Annotated in this window: 23 protein-coding genes; 12 read left to right on the top strand and 11 right to left on the bottom strand. The window is 64.8% G+C overall.

Annotation, left to right across the window (positions count from 1 at the left end; translation table 11 throughout):
- Positions 1-25: 25 nt before the first annotated feature.
- Positions 26-1,018, bottom strand: a complete 993-nt coding sequence (locus tag NKG60_RS10615) for a polysaccharide deacetylase family protein (RefSeq protein WP_352661315.1) — start codon at positions 1,016-1,018, stop codon at positions 26-28.
- Positions 1,019-1,222: 204 nt separating this feature from the next.
- On the opposite strand from NKG60_RS10615, the gene NKG60_RS10610 reads away from it, so the two are divergent.
- Both NKG60_RS10610 and der read left to right on the top strand, forming a co-directional pair.
- On the top strand, positions 1,223-1,888 hold the full coding sequence (locus NKG60_RS10610; RefSeq protein WP_023674063.1) for a tetratricopeptide repeat protein: 666 nt from the start codon (positions 1,223-1,225) through the stop codon (positions 1,886-1,888).
- A gap of 6 nt (positions 1,889-1,894) precedes the next feature.
- Complete coding sequence (der, locus tag NKG60_RS10605; RefSeq protein ID WP_352660874.1) at positions 1,895-3,328, top strand: ribosome biogenesis GTPase Der; 1,434 nt, start codon at positions 1,895-1,897, stop codon at positions 3,326-3,328.
- Positions 3,329-3,342: 14 nt separating this feature from the next.
- Here der and NKG60_RS10600 read toward each other — a convergent pair whose 3' ends face one another.
- Positions 3,343-4,260 (bottom strand): LysR substrate-binding domain-containing protein, encoded by a 918-nt coding sequence (locus NKG60_RS10600; RefSeq protein WP_352660877.1) that lies wholly within the window; start codon positions 4,258-4,260, stop codon positions 3,343-3,345.
- 120 nt (positions 4,261-4,380) lie between these two features.
- Here NKG60_RS10600 and NKG60_RS10595 point away from each other — a divergent pair, with 120 nt between their 5' ends.
- The 7 genes from NKG60_RS10595 (at position 4,381) to NKG60_RS10565 (ending at position 9,931) form a co-directional block, all read left to right on the top strand.
- The gene (locus NKG60_RS10595; RefSeq protein WP_352660880.1) at positions 4,381-5,700 is read left to right on the top strand and encodes an MFS transporter; all 1,320 of its coding nucleotides are present in this window, start codon (positions 4,381-4,383) and stop codon (positions 5,698-5,700) included.
- 107 nt (positions 5,701-5,807) lie between these two features.
- Entirely contained in the window at positions 5,808-6,992 is a 1,185-nt protein-coding gene (locus tag NKG60_RS10590; RefSeq protein WP_352660883.1) for a cell wall hydrolase, read from the top strand.
- A gap of 255 nt (positions 6,993-7,247) precedes the next feature.
- Positions 7,248-7,646, top strand: a complete 399-nt coding sequence (locus NKG60_RS10585; protein ID WP_352661318.1) for an AtpZ/AtpI family protein — start codon at positions 7,248-7,250, stop codon at positions 7,644-7,646.
- Positions 7,647-7,716: 70 nt separating this feature from the next.
- Positions 7,717-8,475 carry a F0F1 ATP synthase subunit A gene (locus NKG60_RS10580; protein ID WP_352660885.1) on the top strand — a complete coding sequence of 253 codons (759 nt, stop codon included), beginning with the start codon at positions 7,717-7,719 and terminating at the stop codon, positions 8,473-8,475.
- Positions 8,476-8,541: 66 nt separating this feature from the next.
- Entirely contained in the window at positions 8,542-8,766 is a 225-nt protein-coding gene (locus NKG60_RS10575; RefSeq protein WP_006206606.1) for a F0F1 ATP synthase subunit C, read from the top strand.
- 81 nt (positions 8,767-8,847) lie between these two features.
- Entirely contained in the window at positions 8,848-9,429 is a 582-nt protein-coding gene (locus tag NKG60_RS10570) for a F0F1 ATP synthase subunit B (protein ID WP_352469058.1), read from the top strand.
- A gap of 10 nt (positions 9,430-9,439) precedes the next feature.
- Positions 9,440-9,931, top strand: coding sequence for a F0F1 ATP synthase subunit B (locus tag NKG60_RS10565; protein WP_023674071.1), 492 nt, complete (start codon positions 9,440-9,442; stop codon positions 9,929-9,931).
- A 58-nt stretch (positions 9,932-9,989) separates the two neighbouring features.
- Here NKG60_RS10565 and rnhB read toward each other — a convergent pair whose 3' ends face one another.
- Positions 9,990-10,685 carry a ribonuclease HII gene (gene rnhB, locus NKG60_RS10560; protein ID WP_352660888.1) on the bottom strand — a complete coding sequence of 232 codons (696 nt, stop codon included), beginning with the start codon at positions 10,683-10,685 and terminating at the stop codon, positions 9,990-9,992.
- Between the two features lie 166 nt (positions 10,686-10,851).
- The gene (locus NKG60_RS10555) at positions 10,852-12,006 is read right to left on the bottom strand and encodes a PA0069 family radical SAM protein (RefSeq protein ID WP_254818651.1); all 1,155 of its coding nucleotides are present in this window, start codon (positions 12,004-12,006) and stop codon (positions 10,852-10,854) included.
- A gap of 151 nt (positions 12,007-12,157) precedes the next feature.
- Between NKG60_RS10555 and NKG60_RS10550 the strand changes: the two genes are divergently transcribed.
- Together NKG60_RS10550 and NKG60_RS10545 are read left to right on the top strand one after the other, a co-directional pair.
- On the top strand, positions 12,158-12,661 hold the full coding sequence (locus tag NKG60_RS10550; RefSeq protein WP_352661321.1) for a glycosyltransferase: 504 nt from the start codon (positions 12,158-12,160) through the stop codon (positions 12,659-12,661).
- A 189-nt stretch (positions 12,662-12,850) separates the two neighbouring features.
- Entirely contained in the window at positions 12,851-13,825 is a 975-nt protein-coding gene (locus tag NKG60_RS10545) for a phytanoyl-CoA dioxygenase family protein (RefSeq protein ID WP_352660891.1), read from the top strand.
- Between the two features lie 33 nt (positions 13,826-13,858).
- Here the strand turns inward: NKG60_RS10545 and moaB are convergent, their stop codons facing one another.
- From moaB to NKG60_RS10515, 6 genes are all read right to left on the bottom strand, one after another.
- On the bottom strand, positions 13,859-14,401 hold the full coding sequence (moaB, locus tag NKG60_RS10540) for a molybdenum cofactor biosynthesis protein B (protein ID WP_352489568.1): 543 nt from the start codon (positions 14,399-14,401) through the stop codon (positions 13,859-13,861).
- Entirely contained in the window at positions 14,388-15,290 is a 903-nt protein-coding gene (locus NKG60_RS10535; RefSeq protein WP_352974907.1) for a 4-(cytidine 5'-diphospho)-2-C-methyl-D-erythritol kinase, read from the bottom strand. The genes moaB and NKG60_RS10535 overlap by 14 nt, the downstream gene beginning before the upstream one ends.
- A 26-nt stretch (positions 15,291-15,316) precedes the next feature.
- The gene (locus NKG60_RS10530; RefSeq protein ID WP_292665400.1) at positions 15,317-15,502 is read right to left on the bottom strand and encodes a hypothetical protein; all 186 of its coding nucleotides are present in this window, start codon (positions 15,500-15,502) and stop codon (positions 15,317-15,319) included.
- A gap of 81 nt (positions 15,503-15,583) precedes the next feature.
- A complete protein-coding gene (locus tag NKG60_RS10525; protein WP_352456850.1) occupies positions 15,584-16,441 on the bottom strand; it encodes a S49 family peptidase in 858 nt (285 codons plus the stop codon).
- 87 nt (positions 16,442-16,528) lie between these two features.
- On the bottom strand, positions 16,529-17,329 hold the full coding sequence (locus tag NKG60_RS10520; protein WP_352660897.1) for a tRNA1(Val) (adenine(37)-N6)-methyltransferase: 801 nt from the start codon (positions 17,327-17,329) through the stop codon (positions 16,529-16,531).
- Positions 17,329-17,553 carry a putative signal transducing protein gene (locus NKG60_RS10515; protein ID WP_352974906.1) on the bottom strand — a complete coding sequence of 75 codons (225 nt, stop codon included), beginning with the start codon at positions 17,551-17,553 and terminating at the stop codon, positions 17,329-17,331. The genes NKG60_RS10520 and NKG60_RS10515 overlap by 1 nt, the downstream gene beginning before the upstream one ends.
- A 160-nt stretch (positions 17,554-17,713) precedes the next feature.
- Between NKG60_RS10515 and NKG60_RS10510 the strand changes: the two genes are divergently transcribed.
- Positions 17,714-18,730: a polyprenyl synthetase family protein gene (locus NKG60_RS10510; RefSeq protein WP_292663011.1), complete on the top strand. Its 1,017-nt coding sequence runs from the start codon at positions 17,714-17,716 to the stop codon at positions 18,728-18,730.
- 26 nt (positions 18,731-18,756) lie between these two features.
- Here the strand turns inward: NKG60_RS10510 and NKG60_RS10505 are convergent, their stop codons facing one another.
- Positions 18,757-20,193 (bottom strand): MFS transporter, encoded by a 1,437-nt coding sequence (locus NKG60_RS10505; RefSeq protein ID WP_352863224.1) that lies wholly within the window; start codon positions 20,191-20,193, stop codon positions 18,757-18,759.
- Positions 20,194-20,226 lie beyond the last annotated feature (33 nt).

Raw genomic sequence — 20,226 nt, 5'->3', positions numbered from 1 at the left:
GATGGCGGGCGGCGATCACTTGGGCTCAGCCGCCCACCGCCGCCTGCCGTTCGCCTTGCCGCGAAACATAATCGCGAAAGCTGATACACTCGACTTGTTTCATCACGCAGACCTCGCCGGCAAAGCGTTCGAGCGCGTTCCAGTAGGCGCCGTCGTTCATCAGCGTGAAGTGGAAGCCGAGCTCAAGCGGAATGCGCTTGCTCTGGTATTGCGCATCGAAGGCGGCGCGAAAGGCATCATAGGTCCGCTCAGTGAACTCTTCCGCCATGCTCGGCCGCTCGAAGCCGCCGGAATGCCTGACATAGAGATTGTAATCCATGGCGATCACCCGCCTTGAGTTCGGCCCTTCCGGAATCTGCGGCAGCGAAAAGCGTGTGAGGCCGTTGACGGTCGGCGGCTTGACCGGCCCACTCGAGACGCCGCTTGCGTCGAGCAGGAAACCGGCCGCGGGCAGCGCCTCGTAGAGCGCCTTGTTTGCCGACAGGTAAGGCGCGCGGAACCCGACCACCGACTTGCGCGCGAAATCGCCCCAGCCCTTCGGTTCAGGAGCAATGCCGTTGATCGAATAGGCGTTTTCGAGAATATGCTTGAACGAGCCGAACTCGCTCAGCCAGTCGGCCTTGCTCCAGTCCTTGCCGTCGAAATGGCCGCAGCCATGGCTGCCGATATCGTGGCCTTCCGAGGCAGCGAGGTTGATCTGCTCGAGCCGGTCGGCGACTTCCTGTTTGGAGGCGGCGAAGCCGATATTCGATTTGCCTTCTGTCTTGCCTGGCGCGGTGTATTCCTTGCGTGTCTGCGGCGACAGCAGGAACACGCAGGAGACGAAATAGGTGAAATGCGCACCGGTGCGCTGGGCCAGCGCCCGGCTGCGCTGCCACTGCGAAATGTCCCGGGCACTGTCGAACGAGATGATGACGACCTGTTTCGGCTTTGCCGGCGCCGCCGGCGGGTCGGCAAAAGCCGCGCCGGTAGCAAGCGCGGCAATCGAAAACGCAATAACGCGGGACAAACGGGGCAAAGGCATCTGACCGGATCAAGGAATGTAGAAGCACCGCCTACCGGTGAAATATGGCACGGATACGATCGACCTGTGCGCCCGCCTTTGGCGGCGACTGCCTCGTGAATAGGCGATTTTCCTGCCGAACCCCTTCCATGCCGGCAAAATTTCGCTAAAACGCGGGCTCATCAACCGCCCCGGCCGGGGCATGAATGGTTTTGATCCATGTCGGACGACAGTTTTATCCGCGAAGTCAACGAAGAGATTCGTCGCGACCAGGCGCATGCGCTGTGGGACCGCTTCGGTCCCGCCTTGCTCGTGCTGGCCGTGCTGGTGGTGCTCGGCACTGCTGCCGTCGTCGGCTACCGCTATTGGGACGAGACCCGCGCCAACCGCTCGGGCGATGCTTTTTCGCAGGCGCTCAAGCTCGCCAATGACGGCAAGAACGACGAGGCGCTTGCCGCTCTGGAGGCGTTGGAGAAGGACGGCTACGGCGCCTATCCGCTGCTCGCCCGTATGCGCGCGGCAACCGTCAAGGCGGACAAGGGCGACGTCGACGCCGCCGTCAAGGATTTCGACGAGGTCGCCGCCGACACCAAGATCCCCTCCGGCATTCGCGACATGGCGCGCCTCAGGGCCGCGCTGCTGCTGGTCGATCACGGCTCTTTCGCCGATGTCTCCAGCCGCGTCGAGGCGCTCACCGCCGACACCAACACGCTGCGCCATACGGCGCGCGAAGCGCTTGGCCTTGCCGCCTGGAAGGAAGGCAAGGCGGCGGATGCATTGAAGCTGTTCGACCAGATCGCCGCGGATGACGGCGCCCCGCGCAACACGCGCGAGCGGGCGACTTTGATGTCCGAGCTGATCCGCGGCTCGGGCGGCGTGTCGTGATATTCCATGACCTTCAAAGTCGCCATCATCGGCCGGCCTAACGTCGGCAAATCGACCCTTTTCAATCGGCTGGTGGGAAGGAAGCTGGCGCTTGTCGACGATACGCCGGGCGTCACCCGCGATCGCCGCGTCCATGCCGCAAAACTCTACGATCTGCATTTCGACGTCATCGACACCGCCGGCTTCGAGGATGCGGCCGCCTCGACGCTGCCCGGCCGCATGCGCGCCCAGACCGAGATCGCGATCCGCGAGGCCGACCTGATCTTTTTCACAATCGATGCCAAGTCCGGGCTGATGCCCGACGACAAGACCTTCGCCGAGATCGTGCGCAAGTCCGGCAAGCCAGTTGTCGTCGTCGCCAACAAGGCCGAGGCGCGGGGCGCCCAGGGCGGCATGCTGGAGGCCTGGGAGCTCGGCCTTGGCGAGCCGATCCCGGTCTCGGCCGAACACGGCCAGGGCCTGCCTGATTTGCGCGACGCGGTGATCGCGGCACTGGGCGAGGCGCGCGCCTTCGGCGAGGACGAAGAGGCCGGCGAGGAGGAGGTCGCCGCCAGCGAGGTGCTGATCGGCGAAGACATCACCGACCCGGACGCAGAGCCGAGCTATGACGACACCAAGCCGATGCGCATCGCCGTCGTCGGCCGCCCCAACGCCGGCAAGTCGACGCTGATCAACGCGCTGATCGGCGAGGAGCGGCTGTTGACCGGCCCCGAGGCCGGCATCACCCGCGATTCCATCTCGGTCGACTGGGACTGGCATGGACGCCGGTTAAAGCTGTTCGACACCGCCGGCATGCGCCGCAAGGCCAGGATCCACGAAAAGCTCGAAGTCATGTCGGTGCAGGACGGCTTGCGCGCCATCCGCTTTGCCGAAATCGTCATCATTGTGCTCGACGCCACCATTCCCTTCGAGAAGCAGGATCTGCAGATTGCCGACCTGATCATCCGCGAGGGCCGTGCCCCGGTGATCGCCTTCAACAAATGGGACCTTATCGACCATCCCCAGGAGTTGCTGGCCGAGCTGCGCGAAAAAACCGAGCGGCTGTTGCCGCAGGCGCGCGGCATGCAGGCGGTGCCGGTCTCGGCCGAGACCGGGCGTGGCCTCGACAAGCTGATGGATGCTGTCATCAGGACGCATCGAGTTTGGAACAGCCGTGTCTCGACCGGCAAGCTCAACCGCTGGCTGGAAGGCATCCTGGCGCATCATCCGCCGCCCGCCGTCGCCGGACGCCGGCTGAAGATCAAATATGTCACGCAGGCCAAGACGCGCCCGCCCGGCTTCGTCGTCTCCTGCTCACGGCCGGATGCGATGCCGCAATCCTACGTCCGCTATCTCTCGAACAGCCTGCGCGAGGCTTTCGACATGCCAGGCGTGCCGATCCGTATCGCCTTGCGCACCTCGGACAACCCTTTCGCCGGCAGGGCAAAGAAGCGCCGCTGAGCGCCACTTCTCCTCTACGCCACGTTGCGCAGAACAGGCGCTGTTTGCGTCTCCGGCAACGCTTCCAGCGCCGCCTGCAGCAGGATGTCGCCAAGCCGCGCCGCTACCGGGTCGAGCTCGGCCTCCTTGCGATGCAGGAACAGCGCCATCTTGGGCAAGGCGGGCAGCCCGGCGATCTCCGGCGTCATCGCCCTGACGCTGGCCGGCAGGCCGATATCGGTGCGGATCGTCAGTCCGAGCCCGGCGGCAACGGCTGCCCAGATACCGCCAAGGCTCGGACTGGAGAAGGCCATCCGCCATGCCAGGCCGGCGCGGTCGAGCGTTTCGGTCGCCACGCTACGCAGCAGGCACGGCGCTTCGAGCGCCACCAGCGGCAACGGCTCGCCATCGCCCAGGCTGGTCTCGATCTGTTTTGCCGGGCCGATCCAGCGCATCTGGACGTCGGCGACATGCCGGCTGTAGGGCAGCGTCGCGCCATTGTCCCAGGCAAGCGCGATATCGAGGCTGCCCGACATGATCCTTTCGGCAAGCTCATGGCTGCGTGCGATCCTGGCCTCGATCTTGACCTTGGGATGGGCGCGGGCGAAGCGCCCGAGCACCTCCGGTAGCACCGCCTCGCCGAAATCCTCCTGTAGCCCAAGCCGCACCCAACCCTCCAGCTCGACATCGTGGATGGCGGAGGCGGCCTCGTCATTGAGCTCGATCAGCCGCCGCGCGTAGGCAAGCATGGTCTCGCCCGCGTCCGTCAGCGCCAGGCCGCGCCCCGATTTGCGGAAGATCGGCGTCGTCGCCTGCTCCTCCAGCTTCTTCAATTGCGCACTGATTGCCGAGGTCGAGCGGCCGAGCCGGTCGGCGGCCTTGGCGAAGCTGCCCAGCTCCATGCCGGTGACGAAGCTGCGCAGGACGTCGAGATCGAATGTCACGCGTCGCATGGAAATAATCCTGATATTTGGGACATTACATCCAAAACTTCCTGATATTCAGTACGAAGCTATGGCGGTAGAGACAGCGCGTCAAGACCGAATGCAGCCGACCCATGCAGGAGCTGAACCATGTCCGCTATCGCCACACGAGCAGATTGCAAACCGTTTCGCCCGGCCGCCGTTGCCGCCCCGTCAGAAGCGGCGGCACGTCGAGCCACCCATCGCTGGAAGGTGCTGGGCATCGGCGTCGCCGCCAATGCGTGCTTTTCCGCGACCTTCTCCGGCATTCCGGCGACGGCGGTGTTCCTGCGCTCGGGCTATCAGCTCTCCAATGGCGAACTCGGCCTGGCGCTTGGCCTTCTCGGCCTGGGCGTGGCGCTGAGCGAATTGCCGTGGGGACTGCTGACCGATCGCTGGGGCGACCGCCGCGTGCTGCTGACAGGGCTCGGCGCAACCGCGGTTTGGCTGCTTGTCATGGCCGCGCTGGTCGTGCCGTCACCGGCCCACATTCCCGGCATCGCGCTTCTCGCCGCTGCCCTGCTGGTCACCGGATTGCTCGGCGGCAGCGTCAACGGCTCCAGCGGCCGCGCCATCATGGCCTGGTTCGGCGAAGGCGAGCGCGGCTTTGCCATGAGCATCAGGCAGACGGCGGTGCCGCTTGGCGGCGGGCTTGGCGCGCTCGTGCTGCCATCGCTCGCTTCAGCCCATGGCTTCACGGCGGTCTTCGGACTTCTGGCGGCTGCATCCGCCGTCTCGACCTCGCTCGCCTGGCGCTGGCTGCATCAGCCGCCGGCGCATGACGATGCCAATTCGGCCGGCACGGCATCGCCGGCCGGCCCGGCGCCGCTGCGCAACCCGGCCGTCTGGCGCATCGCAACAGCCATCGGCCTGCTGTGCTTTCCGCAGGTGGCGGTGCTCACCTTTGCTTCCGTCTTCCTGCATGATTTCGCCGGCATGGGAACAGCCGTGATCAGCGCCAGCCTCGCTGCCGTGCAGGTCGGCGCCATGGTCATGCGCGTCTGGAGCGGCCGCTACACCGACCGTCATGGCAACCGCCGGCCGTTCCTGCGTCTGTGCAGCATGCTGAGCGTGGCCGCCTTCACCGTGCTTGCGGCGCTCGTCTTGTTTTCGGCCCAATTCTTGTCAGGCCAAGCGCCGATGCTTTCGCCGGCGATCGTTGCGGTGCTGGTCGTGGCCGGCATCTGCGTCTCCTCCTGGCACGGCGTTGCCTACACCGAGCTTGCGACGCTGGCCGGCGCGAGCCAGGCCGGAACGGCGCTCGGCCTTGCCAACAGTCTGGTTTTCATTGCCTTCTTCCTGGTGCCGATCGCCATTCCGGGGCTTCTCGTGCTCTGCTCATGGGCAGGCGTCTGGCTGGGTGCGGCTATTTGCGCGCTGGTCGCCTGGCCGATCTTTCTTCCGTCAAGCGATGGCCGCAAAAGCGCCTGACTTCGACACGAGATGGGAAAACAACGTTCTAAGCTGTTAACGCCCCATCAAGGTTAATGCATCATTGTAGCTCTCCAGTGGGGTCCGTCGCGTTTCTGGAGAGTTCCGTGCATCGACGTGTTTTGACGCGGCTTGTCGCCGCCGCCGGTGAGAAAAAGCGTTCCTTTCTGTCTCCGCTCGTTATTGGCCTTGGTATCTGGATCGGCTTCCCGAGTGTCGTTGCCTATCAGGACATGACCAGCCTGGTCTCCGGCCTGGAGGCGCCGAGCGTCCGCTGGAACGCCTATGTCGAGAAATCCGTCGCCGGCTCGGTTCACGCCGCCGAAATGCCCTTCCTCGATTCAAGCAGCACCGGCTCGCTCTCCGGCTCCGGTGTCCAACTGCCCGGCATCGGCGCCGTTTCGTTTCGCGGCAAGGGCAGCATCGCCGGCACGACGCCGGACGAGGACCGCATCATGCGCGCCGACAAGAAGGGCCGCATCATTCAGGTCTCGCCTGTCTCGCCGCCGAAGAACTTCAACGCCGGCTCGATCTTCGAGCGCACCTCTTCGCTGCTCCGCCCAAGCATGGACAGCGGCCTGAGGATGGCCTTCGCCAAGCCCGAGATCAAAGGCAAGGAAATCCAGATCGCCGCCGCCTTCCACGCGCGCGTCGACAAGAAGCCGGATCCCGGCGTGCCGGCGATGCTTGCCGCGCTGGTCAACAACGATCATCCCGACGTGCTGGCGACCGCCTATGCATCGTCCGCTCCCGATTACGCGCAGGCATCGCCGTTTGAGGCCTTGCTGCAGGACGAGGACCCGAACGATGGCCGGTTCATTCCGCCGCTGAGCAAGGGCGATCATTCTTGGATGCAGACGCCGCTGCCGGCGAGCGTCTTTTCCAAGCCGGAGCAGGCCTGCCTCGCCAAGGGCATCTATTTCGAGGCGCGCGGCGAATCCGTGCGTGGCCAGGCCGCCGTCGCCCAGGTCATCCTCAACCGGGTCCGCAACCCGGCCTATCCGAACTCGATCTGCGGCGTCGTCTACCAGAACGACAACTGGTTCAATCGCTGCCAGTTTTCCTTTGCCTGCGACGGCAGGAAGAAGCGCATCGACAACCCCGCCGCCTACCAGACCGCACAGGATGTCGCCATGGCCGTCACAGCCGGCAAGATCTTCATTCCGGAAGTCGGCTCGTCGACCCATTATTACGCCAACTACGTCCATCCGGGCTGGGCGAGGACGATGCAGAAAATGACCAGGATCGGCCTGCACATCTTCTACCGTACCTATGGCGGCGGCTGGAGCTGAGTGCTCGGGCAGCCGTTGCGTCTTTCGCGGGAGAGCGGCCGATCGAAGACCCATCGCCGCGGGGATTCGGCCGCGGCCCGCCAGAGACTGTGTCGGGCACGATGTCGCACCCGGGCAAGTAGCTGATTTATAACGGAAAAATACTTGAGCTTGAACGTCGGCCCGTGGCTTGACGGGCGCGGACCCTCTAACTATGTTGCCGGCGACTTTAAGAAGCGGACGGACGGTGACGGTCTGACCGGGCAGGGGGGTTGCGTGGCCGACAAGAATGGGCCAGACGGAACCGGCAAAACCGGTCGCGGCAAGCAGCATGAAGCCGACATCCGCGACGACGATCTTGAGCGCCGCCGGCGCGACCTTGAAGCATCGCTTGCGACAAGGCGGCCGGATCGGCTCGAGGGGAAAGACGACGCGAAAGCGGGCAGTGTGGCCGGGTACGGCCAGGCGCTCAAGCTGTCCAGCGAGTTCATCGCCGGGATAGTGGTCGGGGCTGGCATCGGCTGGGTCATTGACCGTGTGGCGGGGACAACGCCATGGGGTCTGATCGTTTTTTTGCTGCTGGGTTTTGGCGCCGGCGTGCTCAATGTCATGCGCTCAGCAGGGCTTATGGCAGAGTTCGGACGAAGCGAGAAATCGCGCGATCCGAAGGAATGAATTAAGGCGCACTCACTGGGCGCGATGAACGGATAGTAGAGTCGCGTGCGGCTTCGATGGGGATTTAAAAGTGGCTGCTGACAAGGTCGATCCAATCCACCAGTTCCAGATCCATCCGCTTATTCCGATTCACATCGGCGGTTACGACCTGTCCTTCACCAATTCGGCGCTGTTCATGCTGGCGACGGTTGCTGTGGCGGCGGCGTTTCTCTACCTCAGCACATCGAGCCGCAGCCTCGTTCCCGGCCGCCTACAGTCGGTCTCGGAAATGGCCTATGAATTCGTCGGCAATATGCTGAGGGACGCTGCGGGCACCCAGGGCATGAAGTTCTTCCCCTTCGTGTTCTCGCTGTTCATGTTCGTGCTTGTCGCCAACCTGCTTGGCCTGTTCCCGTATTTCTTCACCGTCACCAGCCATATTATCGTGACCTTCGGCCTCGCCGCGCTGGTGATCGGAACGGTTGTCGTCTACGGCTTCACCAAGCACGGCCTTGGCTTCCTGAAGCTGTTCGTCCCGCATGGCGTGCCGGTCTACCTGCTGCCGCTGGTGGTGCTTATCGAGGTGATTTCCTTCGTCTCGCGCCCGGTCAGCCTCTCGGTTCGTCTGTTCGCCAACATGCTCGCCGGTCACATCACGCTGAAAGTGTTCTCGGGCTTTGTCGTCAGCCTGAGCGCGCTCGGCGCGGTCGGCGTAGCGGGCTCGGTTCTGCCGCTGGCGATGGCCGTGGCGCTGACTGCGCTGGAGCTGCTGGTCGCGTTCTTGCAGGCCTACGTCTTTGCCGTGCTGACCTGCATGTATCTCAACGACGCCCTGCATCCCGGGCACTGACAAGGTTTCCGGCATTGCCGCCGGATGGAATCGCAACGGAATTTTAGATCCAAAGGAGTTGAATAAATGGACGCAGAAGCAGCAAAGTACATTGGCGCCGGCATCGCATGCCTCGGCATGGGCGGCGCGGGCATTGGCCTCGGCAACATCTTCGGCAGCTATCTGGCGGGCGCGCTGCGCAACCCGTCGGCCGCCGACGGCCAGTTCGGCCGCCTGATTTTCGGCTTCGCCGTGACCGAAGCGCTTGGTATTTTCTCGCTTCTCATCGCGCTTCTCGCCCTGTTCGGCTGAATACTTGTTCGGCTGAACATTGGGAAGAATTGAACAGGCCGGCCGCGATCCTGCGGCGGGTCTGAATTTCGGGGATAGTCCATGTTTGTGACATCTGCCTTTGCGCAAGAGTCCGCGCCCGCCGCAACGGAAGGCGAAACGCACGCCGCCACCGGCGTGCCTGCCGAGGCGCATGGCACGTTCCCGCCATTCAATCCGGCGACGTACCCGTCACAGCTGCTGTGGCTGGCAATCACTTTCGGGCTGTTCTACCTCTTCTTGAAACGGGTAGTGATGCCGCGCGTCGGCGGCATCATCGACGTTCGCAACGACCGCATCACGCAGGATCTCGATCATGCTGCCCGGCTGAAAAGCGAGGCCGATGCCGCCGTTGCCGCCTATGAGCAGGAATTGGCGGAAGCCAAGGGCAAGGCCAATGCGATCGGCCAGCAGGCCAACGATGCGGCTAAGGCGGAAGCCGAAGCTGCCCGCAAGACGATCGAGGCAGCGCTTGACCAGAAGCTTGGCGAGGCCGAGGCGCGCATATCTTCCATCAAGGCCAATGCCATGAAGGAAGTCGGCACCATCGCCGAGGACACCGCTTCGGCCATCGTCGAGGCGCTTGTCGGCGGCAAGGCCAGCAAGGCCGAAATCGCGGCCGCGGTCAAATCCGTGGCCGGGTGAGGAGCGCATCATGGACGCCACATCTCTCGCGACGCTTTGGGCAACCGTTGCCCTCGTAATCTTCCTCGGCATTGCCATCTACATCAAGGTGCCGGGCATGATCGCCAAGGCGCTCGATGCGCGGGCCGACAAGATCAGCTCCGAGCTCGAGGAAGCGCGCCGGTTGCGCGAAGAGGCCCAGCAGCTGCTCGGCCAATACCAGCGCAAGCGCAAGGAAGCCGAGCAGGAGGCCGCGGCCATCGTCGCCGCCGCCAAGCGCGAAGCCGACATGCTTGCCGCCGAGGCGCACAAGAAGACCGAGGACTATGTCGCCCGGCGTACCGCCTTGGCCGAGCAGAAGATCGGCCAGGCCGAGCGCGAAGCAATTGGCGAAGTGCGCGCCAGCGCCGTCGACATCGCGGTCGAAGCCGCGCGCGCGCTGCTGGCCGGCAAGATCGACGCCAAGGCCGGCGCCGATCTGTTCAACGCCTCGCTGCAGGATTTGAAGTCGAAGCTGAACTGAACGGAGCGTAATCTCCCCCTCGAGGGGGGAGATACGCGCCTAGCCGCTTTCGCCAATCTCAATCCAGGTCCGAAAAACCCTCTTCCTCCAGCACCTCGGTGCCGCCGAACCGGAACGGCGCGAAGGAGGCGCGGTGTAGCCGTGCCACTGGCCCGTGCAGATCGATCGCCGTCCGATGGCGGACGGTGGCGTAGCCCATATGCAGTTCGAAGCCGTAACGCGCATGATGGCTGCCGCAGCCGCACATCATGCGGTCGCGCAACACCTTGGCGACGATCGAGGCTGCGGCTATCGACTGCGAGCGCTGGTCGCCCTTGATCAGGGCTTTGCCCTCGCAGGGCAGGCCGGGCGGCACGTCGCGGCCGTCGGCCAGCGCCAGCTTCGGCCGGATCGACAGGCCGGCCACGGCACGGCGCATCGCCTCCAGGCTGGCCTTGAGGATGTTGGAGGCATCAATGCCTTCGGCGCTGACCGAGGCCATCGATACGGCGAGTGCGGAGCCGAGGATTTTCAGGAACAGCGCCTCGCGCTGCAAATGCGTCAGCCGCTTGGAATCATCGAGGCCGTCGGGGATGTTGGCGGGATCGAGAACGACCGCTGCCGCCACGACCGGCCCGGCGAGCGGGCCGCGGCCGGCCTCGTCCGTTCCCGCCACCGGCCACAGGCCTTCGGCCATCGCCTTCGTCTCGAAGGAGAAGTCGGGTCTCTCGACGATTTCGAAGAGAAGCGGAGAATCGGAACGCGGGCGAGCCATGGTGCGGCGAGGTTCGCATCGGCTCCGATTCTCCGCAAGTCCCTCCAGGTCGGGCGGGGCACCGGACCTGGAGGGGCTACCGTCGGAAGCCCGGGGACAGGACAGGCCGGACGGGATTTTTTCGCCTGCTGCCGGCCGCTTCAAGCGGCTGGCGCGAGACGCTTTGTCACAGCAGCATCAGCTGCTCGGTTGCCTTGGCAGCGGGGACGAACTGGTCGGTCCTGAGCGAGCGCCGCTCGGCATTGAGGCCGAGCCGTTTGGCGGCGATCTCGAAGCGCCGGCCGATCTGCCAGGCATAGGGGCCGGAGCCTTTCATGCGCTTGCCCCATTCCGAATCGTAGTCCTTGCCGTCGCGCATCGAACGGATCAGCGACATGACGTGGCGATAGCGGTCGGGATAATGGCGCAGAAGCCAGTCCTTGAAGATCGGCGCGACCTCCAGCGGCAGGCGCAGCAGCACATAACCGGCCTCGCGCGCACCCGCAGCCTGCGCCGAATCGAGGATGCGCTCCATCTCCGGGTCGGTCAGTCCGGGGATGATCGGCGCGACCATCACCGAGGCCGGAATGCCGGCGTCCGAAAGCTGCCTGATCGCCTCCAGCCGCTTGGTCGGCGTCGACGCGCGTGGCTCCATGGTGCGCGCCAGCATGCGGTCGAGCGTTGTCACCGACAATGCCACCTTGGCCAGCCCGCGTTCGGCCATGCGTGACAGAATGTCGATATCCCGTGTCACCAGCGCCGATTTGGTGACGATGCCGACCGGATGTCCGCGCGCCTCCAGCACTTCGAGGATCTCGCGCATGATCCGGTATTGTTTCTCGATCGGCTGATAGGGATCGGTGTTGGTGCCGATGGCGATGGTGCGCGGCTGGTAATTATCCCTGGATAATTCCTTGTCGAGCAGCCGCGCTGCATCCGGCTTGGCAAACAGCTTCGATTCGAAATCCAGCCCCGGCGACAGACCCATGAAGCTGTGCGTCGGCCGCGCGAAACAATAGACGCAGCCATGTTCGCAGCCGCGATAGGGATTGATCGAGCGGTCGAAGGAGATGTCGGGCGATTCGTTGCGCGTGATGATAGTGCGCGGCTTCTCGACCTGGACCTCGGTCTTGAACGGCGGCAGCTCCTCCAGCGAATTCCAGCCATCGTCGAACACATGCCGGCTGACCGGCTCGAAACGGCCGGACGGATTGATGCCCGCCGACCTGCCGCGATTGCGGTCCGGACGCACGCGCATGCCGCTCTGCTCGATCATCGCATTCGCCATCTCGGCCCTGCCAGCGCCGAAGGCGGCAATGTCGGCACGCACGATCTGTTCCATCTTGGCCCTTTCCCAGGGACTGTCCGCCCGCTGTCGAATCGCTCTGCTCATGAATGTATTCCTATCGTATCGATGAGAACAAAGCAAGAACTTTCTCGCGCAGCGCGGCAAAAACTGGCGCTGCCCATTGCTTTCCGCTATTCGGCTAAACATGCTCAGCGTCCTGATCGAAACCCTGAATGACGAGGAGGGCCTTGCCCGCACGCTCGCCTCGCTGATCGGCGGCGCCGTCGAAGGCGTGGTGCGCGACGTTCTCGTCTGCGACACCGGCTCGACCGATCAGACGCACCGCGTCGCCGAACATGCCGGCTGCCACTATGTCAGCGGCGGCATCGCCGCCGGCATCAGGCAGGCCAAGGGCGACTGGCTGCTTTTGCTGGAACCGGGCGCGCGGCTGGGGGAGGGCTGGATCGATGAGGTCGTCGCCCATACGGCGAGGCAAACCATGGCGGCGCGGTTCTCGCGGGCACGCGGCAGCCGCGCGCCGTTCCTGTCGCGCGTCTTTGCCGGAAATCGCGCTCTTGCAGAAGGCCTGGTGATCAGCAAGCGTCAGGCCGCGGCACTGTCGAAGAACGCCCGCAGCGCCGAAGCGATCGCCCGCGGCCTGGCGACCAGGAGGCTGCAGGCCGAGATCTGGGTCGCTCCGCGGAAGTGACGGCTTACCGTGACGGTTCAGGGTACCCGCCCAAGCAAATTTTCTGGCGGGTCGTCGTTTATTGTGCATTGCACAAAATCTGCCCGGGGGTTACCATTCCCAGCGATACGGGCGAATGGGTTTGGGGTGTGCCGGAGCGGTGACGACGACTGTCGTCGATGCTGTTCCCTCGATATTTTGAGGACGCCGATGACCCTTTCAAGCCCTGACAAGTCCGGCGCTGCAAGCCTCGAGGCGATCGCACGAAACGGCGGCACGCTGCGCCGCATCGCCGCCCGCATCCCGACCTATCTGTCCGACCTTCGCGAGAATCCGGCATGGCTGCCGATGTTCATGCTGGCCCGCACCATGCCGGCGCGGCGCCTGCACTGGCGCGGTGCGAAGCCGGTTCCGCCGGCGCGTAATGTCGCTGAAACGATGTTCGCCGGCGTCGATCGCGATGCCGTCGTCGGCGCGCTGCGGACGGAGGGGCTCTATTCGGGCCTGATGCTGCCAGCCGCCATCCATGAGGAGATTGCCCGCTTCGCCGAGCGCACGCCATGCTTCGGCAATTTCGACCGCCGGCTGGAATTCCTGCCGGAAAAACACGCAGATGCCGAAAAGCATTTCGGCCGCCCGCTGCTCAGCGGCCACTATTTCGAGCGGGTCCTCGACTGCAACGCTGCGGTCGCCGTGCAGCGCGATCCGCTGCTTCTCGATGTCGCAGCGCACTATCTCGGCAGCCAGGCCAAGCTGATCACCACCCGCATCTGGTGGAGCTTTCCGACCGGTGGCGTCTCCGACGCCGACAAGAACATGGCCTCGCTCGGCAAATACCATTTCGACCTCGACGACTGGCGCATGCTGAAGTTCTTTTTCTACCTGGTGCCGGTCGACGCCGACACCGGGCCGCATGTCTATGTCCGCGGCTCCCACAACCGCCGCATCCTGAAGCACCAGCTGACGCTTCTGGTCGGCCATTCGGCGGAAGAGGTGCTGGGCGTCTATGGCGAGCAGAGCCCGGTCACGCTGACCGGGCAGGCCGGTCTCGGCTTTGTCGAGGACCCGTTCGGCTTCCATATGGGCACCGTGCCGACGCGCACGCCGCGGCTGATGATGGAAGTCGGCTTCGGCGTGTCACCGCCGTCGCGCCGCCGGTTTCACGGCGAGCCGGTCATTCGCTGAGGCGGGATCGCCCGGCTGACGCCTCGCTCCGTCTCAGCCGCGGCGCAAATGCTCGTCCAGGCGCGGCATGATCTCGACGAAGTTGCAGGGCATGTGCCGATAGTCGAGCTGCGGCTTCAAGATGCCGTCCCAGGCGTCCTTGCAGGCGCCGGGCGAGCCCGGCAGCACGAAGACGAAGGTGGCATTGACGACGCCGCCAGTTGCCCGGCTCTGGATCGTCGAAGTGCCGATCTTGTCGTAGGAGATGCGGTGGAACACTTCGGAAAAGCCGTCCATGCGCTTTTCGAAGATCGGCTCCAGCGCTTCCGGCGTCACGTCGCGGCCGGTGAAGCCGGTGCCGCCGGTGGTGATGACGACATCGATCGCTTCGTCCCTCGACCAACCCAGGACCTTGTCGCGGATCTTGTCGCGATCGTCGGTGACGATGTCGCGGGCGGCCAGGACATGGCCGGCCTCGGCAATGCGGTCGGCCAGCGTCTGCCCGGATTTGTCATCGGCGAGGCTGCGCGTATCGGAAACGGTCAGTACCGCGATGCGCACGGGAACGAAGGGGCGGCTCTCGTCAATCCTGGCCATGGGCATCAGCCTCCGATGTCACGCTTCGCGTCGCTGCGACAAACCAGTCAGGATGGCGGCCGCGGATATCGACGGCTGCGCGCTTGGCCACATTGCCGGTCTCGAACAGGCCGAAGCAGGTGGCGCCGGAACCCGACATCCGGGCAAAACCGGCTCCGGCCTTGTTCAGCACGGAAAGCGCCTTGCCGATGGCGGGCTGGATTGCGCGCGCCGCAGGCTCGAGATCGTTGCGGGTGATCTCCAGCCAGTTGCGGATGCTGTGGAAGTCTAGGTTGCGCGGCAGCGGCGGCAGCCCCGCATTGTCGCCGCGGCCAAGCGCCTCGAACACGTCGGCCGTCCAGACGGCAGTGCCGGGATTGACGAGCACCAGACCCAGCGCCGGGAAACCCGGCACGAGCGTCAGCTCGTCGCCGATACCGCGGGCTATCAGCGGCTTGGCTGCCAAGCACATCGGCACGTCGGCGCCGAGCGACAGGCCGATCCGCGCCAGTTGGGCATCGCCGACATCAAGTCCCCAGGTCTGGACCAGGGCGCGCAGCACCGCCGCCGCGTCGCTCGATCCGCCGCCGACGCCGGACGCGACCGGCAGGTTCTTTTCGAGCCTGATGGCGACAGCCGGCGCCTGCTGGAGACCGGCCTCGCGCCGTACCGCGTCGCGCGCTTTCACGACCAGATTGCCGTCGTCGGCTGGTACTGCGGAGGCGTATTTGCCGGACACCGAAAACCCATCGCTGTCGGCAAGTTCCGTCTCGATGCGGTCGCCAAAGCGCGTGAACACGGCCAGGCTTTCGATCGTGTGATAACCGTCGGCGCGCCGGCCGGTGACGTGCAGCGCGAGATTTATCTTGGCATGCGCATGCGACACCCGGATGCTGGCCCCGGAATTCATTGGCTCGGCTGCGAGGGGGACGACGGTCAATCCTTGGCCAGACGGTATTCGCCGGTCTTCGGATCCTTGACCAGTGTTCCCATTGTGCCGTTGGCCGTCTGCTTTTCGGCCCGACGTACCTTGGCGGTCACCCGCTCGGCTTCCCTGACGAAGGAGCGGTAGCCGAAATAGGCGGCAATGCCGACGACGGCGAAGAAAATGATCTGCGGCATGTCAAACTCCTCCCTCGCAAGGCCGGCGGAGCGGCCGGTCGGGTCGGTTGATGATTTATGCTAGACGTTTTCACCGGCTTTTCAAAGCCCGAAGCGCGCCCACAGCGCGCGCTCTTCCGCCGCATCGATGACGCCGCTTGCCGCGGCGGCGGCGATATCGGGCGCCGAAAAGCTCGAGCCGAACAGGCCGAAGCGGCCGAACAGGCCGCGCGGCGCGGTGATCAGCTTGAGCTGGGTCTTCGGCCCGAAACGGCTCTTCAGCACGCTGCGCATGTCGCCGAGCGCATCGACCAGCCCGAGCTCGAGCCCCTTCTTGGCCGTCCAGAACAGGCCGGTGAACAGGTCGGGATCGTCCTTCAGCTTGCTGCCGCGCCTGTCCTTGACGAGATCGATGAAGGTCTCGTGGACCTCGAGCTGCAGCGCCTTCAGGCGCTCGACGTCTTCCTTCTTTTCCGGCTTGAACGGGTCGAGCACCGCCTTGTTCTGGCCGGCGGTGTGGACGCGGCGCTCGACGCCGATCTTCTTCAACAGCTCCGGAAAGCCGAACGAGGCCGACACCACGCCGATCGAACCGACGATGGAGGACGGGTCGGCAAATATCTCGTCGCCGGCGACCGCGATCATGTAGCCGCCCGATGCCGCCACGTCCTCGACGAAAACCAGGACCTTCTTGTTCTTCTCGCTGGCCAGGTCGCGGATGCGCCTGAAGATCAGCCGCGACTGCACCGGCGAGCCACCTGGCGAATTGATCGAGATGGCGACCGCCGGCGCGTCGAATGAAAACAGCTTTTCGAGAAGACCGGCGGTGGAAGCGAGCGACAGGCTGGGCCGGAACTGGCCGCCGCCGGGCATGATGGTGCCGTGCAGCCGGATGACCGGAATGGTGACGACGGTGGAGCGCCAGGATTTCGGCAGCAGGCGGTTGAAAAGGCGTTTCACGAGGGGGCGGTCTCCGGTCGATTTGCTTGAGGCATGTAGGAATTCGCCGGCCAACGGCAATGCCGTCACCCTGGCAATCAAAATGGATCAATCTCCGAACAGCGACGCCAGCCCGTTATTGATCAACTCTGCCCTCTCCGAAGGGCCATTGCCTGAGTAGGCATGCAGCATCAGCGGCGGCTGGATCGACAGTTTGCCGCGTGCGCCGAGTGCTGCCCGGACGACGATGCGGATCGCCGCCGCTTCGGGGCGAGGATGGACGGCCAGCATCTCGGCGTCGCCGAAGCGGCCGGCAATGGCATCGAGGATGGCGCCGAGCTGTTCCGGCCGGGCGATGACGGCCAGCCCGCCGCCCGGCCTGACCACCGCGGCCGCGCTGCGGATCCAGCTGTCGAACAATCCGTCCTCCGAGACATGCGCGGCCTTTCTCAGCGGATCGGGCGTCGCTCGATCCACGGCGGCATTGAACGGCGGGTTCATGATAACGAAATCGAAGCTGTTGTCCTCGAGGCCGGCGGCCGTTCGCGCCCGGCCCGAAAGCGCGACATCGGCGACGAGCACCGAAGCGCGGTCGCTGAGATGCGCATTGCCGGGATGGGCAAGCGTGGTTGTGGCGAAGGCCGCCATTTCCGGAGAACGCTCGACGAGCACGGCCGCGGCACCGGGGCAGCGCGACAGTACCGCCAGGCCGGCGGCACCCGCGCCCGCGCCAAAGTCGGCAAGCCGCCCGGCGAACGAGGACGGCACCGCAGCCGCCAGCATCATCGCATCCATGCCGGCGCGGTGGCCTGCCTTTCTCGGCTGCACCAGCCAGAAGCGACCGCGATGGAAGGCATCGACCGTATGAGCCGGCATGTCCGGGACAAGGGCAGCGGGCGACGCGGACATTATTTTTGGCGGATCTCGTTGGCGATGCCGGCATCCGTCAGGATGCGCCGTGCCGCATCGGCCTTGTCGGCGTCCACCATGACACGGCGGGGCAGGATGCCGATCGAGCCGTCGAGCACGCTCATGTCCTGGTCGGCGACGAAACAGCCGATACCGGCATCGCGCATCAGCGATTCGACAAACGAAATGATGACGGCGTCGTTGGTGCGGATGAGCTCTATCATCGGATGAAACTCGCAGTTTGCGGCGTTGATGTAAACGTAGGCGTGATCATGTACCAGAGCCGGCGCGCCAATTCGCCTCTTGCCGCACCGGTGGGTGACACCCTAGAGTCTGTCCAGGGACCATGTTGCCGTCGTGCATATCGAGGTTGGGAGTTTTGCCGTGGGTGTCGTTCTCAACATTGAAAACGGGAAGCGCGAAGCCGCCTCGATAAAGGACCTCATCGACCTGACCGCCGCCGATATGGGGCGCGTCAACAAATTGATCCTGTCGAAGGCCGGCTCCGATGTCGAGATGATTCCGGAGATTGCCAACCATTTGATCTCGTCCGGCGGCAAACGGCTGCGGCCGATGCTGACGCTCGCCGCCGCCCAGATGTTCGGCTATTCCGGTGACGGCCATGTCAAGCTCGCCACATCGGTCGAATTCATGCATACAGCGACACTTCTCCACGACGACGTTGTCGACGAAAGCGGCATGCGGCGCGGCAAGAAGACGGCGCGCATGATCTGGGGCAACCAGGCCAGTGTTCTGGTCGGCGATTTCCTGCTCGGCCAGGCCTTCCGCATGATGGTCGATGTCGGCTCGCTGGAAGCGCTCGACATCCTGTCGAGTGCGGCCTCGGTGATCGCCGAAGGCGAGGTGATGCAGCTTGCCGCCGCCAAAAACCTCGAAACCACCGAGGACGAGCATTTCGCGGTGATCAAGGCCAAGACCGCGGCGCTGTTCTCAGCCGCCGCCGAGGTCGGCCCGGTCATCGCCCAGGCGACGCGCAACGATCGCGCAGCACTCCGCTCCTACGGCATGAATCTCGGCCTTGCCTTCCAGCTGATCGATGACGCGCTGGATTATGGCGGCACCAGCAAGGATCTCGGCAAGAATGTCGGCGACGATTTCCGCGAGGGCAAGGTGACGCTGCCGGTGATCCTCGCCTATCGGCGCGGCACCAAGGCCGAGCGCAGCTTCTGGAAACGCGCCATCGAGGACAATGCCGCCGACGATGCCGGGCTGGAGAAGGCCATCGGCCTGATGCTCCGCCACGGCGCGATTGCCGACACCATCGGGCGCGCCCGCCATTTCGGCGAAATCGCCCGCGACGCGCTGGCACCGCTCGAGGCGACGCCGCAGAAATCGGCGCTGATCGACGTCATCGATTTCTGCATCAGCCGGGTGAACTGAGAGGCGTCAGCGCCCCGCGCCTGTTCTCATCGAGCCTTCGCCGGAAGAACGATTGCCGCGAGCAGGCTGACGACGATGCCCGCCGCCGCGAGCCAGAAGGCGACCTGGATGCCGTCTGCGACGGCGGTTTTCAAGGCATCGCCGGACAATTCGCCGATTTGGCTGTTCGCAATCGCAATCAGCACGGCCATGCCGATGGCGTTGCCGACATTGAGCGTCGTCGAAGCCATGCCCGAGGCGACGCCTTGCTGGTCAAGGGCAACGCCGGAAGCGGCGGCAATCCACATTGCGGTCCAGACGATGCCTTGTCCGACGCCGGAGACGATCAGGCCGGGTACGAGGGACAGATAGCTGCTCTCCGCGGTCGCGCCTGATACCATCAATGCTGTGCCTACCGCGCCGACGATCATGCCGCCGACCAGCGTGCTGCGTGTCGAAAAGCGCGTCGCCAGACGCTCGCCGGCTTGCGTGCCGGTGGCGATGGCGACCGACGGCACGAGAAAGGCGAGGCCCGTCTGCAAGGCGGTGAAGCCGTGCACGTTCTGCAGCAGCACGGTGAGGAAGTAGGGCAGCGCTCCGAAAGTGGCCATGTAGAGGAAGGTGATCGTCATGCCGGCGACGAGGCTGCGGTTGTGGAACAAGCGCAGCGGCATGAGCGGGTCGGCGCTCGTCGCCTCGATCACGGTGAAGGCGATCAGGAAGAATGCGGCCAGTGCCGCGCTGGCGATGATTGCGGTCGATCCCCAGCCATATTCGGGCCCCTGAACCAGGGTGAAGACAAGCAGCGTCGCGCCGGCGGTGACGGTCAGTGCGCCCGGAATATCGAAGCTGCGCTGCTCGTGCCGCTTGCGATCGCGCGGGATGATGGCGAAAGCCGCGATGATGGCGATCCCGGCCAACAGCACGTTGACGTAGAAGACCGACGGCCAGCCGAAGGCGCTGGTCAGAAACCCGCCGGCAAGCGAACCGAGCGTCAGGCCGCTGGCGCCCGCGCCGCCCCAGACGGCGAGCGCCCGGTTGCGTTCCGCTCCCTCGGCGAACAGACGGTTGATCAGCGACAGCGTCGCAGGAAACAGGAACGCGGCGCCGATGCCTTGTACGGCGCGTGCCGCGATGATGATTTCCGGCGACCAGGCGAGGCCGCCGACCAGAGATGAGAGCGCGTAGAGCCAGAGCGCGAAGATGAAGACGCGGCGCTGGCCGATCAGGTCGGCGGCCCGGCCGCCGAACAGCAGGAAGCCGCCGGTGAAGACGGTATAGGCGCTGACCACCCACTGCAGGGTCTGGCCTGAAAATCCGAGGCCGGCGCCGATCTCCGGCAGCGCCACGAAGACGATGTTGAGGTCGAGCGAGATGATGAGCTGCGCGAAGGCGAGGAGCGCCAGCGTTGCGCCATGTTTCGCCCTGCTTGCTCCTTGCGCTGCCATTGCCCCGAGCGGCGCGCCTTGATCGAGTGAACTCATGTGGGACTCCTTGTCGACAATTATTTAATGATC

Origin of the sequence: Mesorhizobium sp. M1428 (genome assembly GCF_040317515.1) — a bacterium.
In the GTDB taxonomy this organism is placed as follows: domain Bacteria; phylum Pseudomonadota; class Alphaproteobacteria; order Rhizobiales; family Rhizobiaceae; genus Mesorhizobium.
This window is presented reverse-complemented; position numbering and strand designations above follow the sequence as displayed.

What these genes read in the sequence shown, in the direction of transcription:
- rnhB (WP_352660888.1), bottom strand. Translation starts at nt 10,685, where the DNA reads ATGGCTCGCCCGCGTTCCGATTCTCCGCTTCTCTTCGAAATCGTCGAG.
- NKG60_RS10595 (WP_352660880.1), top strand. Translation starts at nt 4,381, where the DNA reads ATGTCCGCTATCGCCACACGAGCAGATTGCAAACCGTTTCGCCCGGCC.
- NKG60_RS10520 (WP_352660897.1), bottom strand. Translation starts at nt 17,329, where the DNA reads ATGTCCGCGTCGCCCGCTGCCCTTGTCCCGGACATGCCGGCTCATACG.
- NKG60_RS10545 (WP_352660891.1), top strand. Translation starts at nt 12,851, where the DNA reads ATGACCCTTTCAAGCCCTGACAAGTCCGGCGCTGCAAGCCTCGAGGCG.
- NKG60_RS10555 (WP_254818651.1), bottom strand. Translation starts at nt 12,006, where the DNA reads ATGGAACAGATCGTGCGTGCCGACATTGCCGCCTTCGGCGCTGGCAGG.
- NKG60_RS10505 (WP_352863224.1), bottom strand. Translation starts at nt 20,193, where the DNA reads ATGAGTTCACTCGATCAAGGCGCGCCGCTCGGGGCAATGGCAGCGCAA.
- NKG60_RS10610 (WP_023674063.1), top strand. Translation starts at nt 1,223, where the DNA reads ATGTCGGACGACAGTTTTATCCGCGAAGTCAACGAAGAGATTCGTCGC.
- der (WP_352660874.1), top strand. Translation starts at nt 1,895, where the DNA reads ATGACCTTCAAAGTCGCCATCATCGGCCGGCCTAACGTCGGCAAATCG.
- NKG60_RS10530 (WP_292665400.1), bottom strand. Translation starts at nt 15,502, where the DNA reads ATGCCGCAGATCATTTTCTTCGCCGTCGTCGGCATTGCCGCCTATTTC.
- moaB (WP_352489568.1), bottom strand. Translation starts at nt 14,401, where the DNA reads ATGGCCAGGATTGACGAGAGCCGCCCCTTCGTTCCCGTGCGCATCGCG.
- NKG60_RS10600 (WP_352660877.1), bottom strand. Translation starts at nt 4,260, where the DNA reads ATGCGACGCGTGACATTCGATCTCGACGTCCTGCGCAGCTTCGTCACC.
- NKG60_RS10565 (WP_023674071.1), top strand. Translation starts at nt 9,440, where the DNA reads ATGGACGCCACATCTCTCGCGACGCTTTGGGCAACCGTTGCCCTCGTA.
- NKG60_RS10570 (WP_352469058.1), top strand. Translation starts at nt 8,848, where the DNA reads ATGTTTGTGACATCTGCCTTTGCGCAAGAGTCCGCGCCCGCCGCAACG.
- NKG60_RS10575 (WP_006206606.1), top strand. Translation starts at nt 8,542, where the DNA reads ATGGACGCAGAAGCAGCAAAGTACATTGGCGCCGGCATCGCATGCCTC.
- NKG60_RS10550 (WP_352661321.1), top strand. Translation starts at nt 12,158, where the DNA reads ATGCTCAGCGTCCTGATCGAAACCCTGAATGACGAGGAGGGCCTTGCC.
- NKG60_RS10535 (WP_352974907.1), bottom strand. Translation starts at nt 15,290, where the DNA reads ATGAATTCCGGGGCCAGCATCCGGGTGTCGCATGCGCATGCCAAGATA.
- NKG60_RS10515 (WP_352974906.1), bottom strand. Translation starts at nt 17,553, where the DNA reads ATGATAGAGCTCATCCGCACCAACGACGCCGTCATCATTTCGTTTGTC.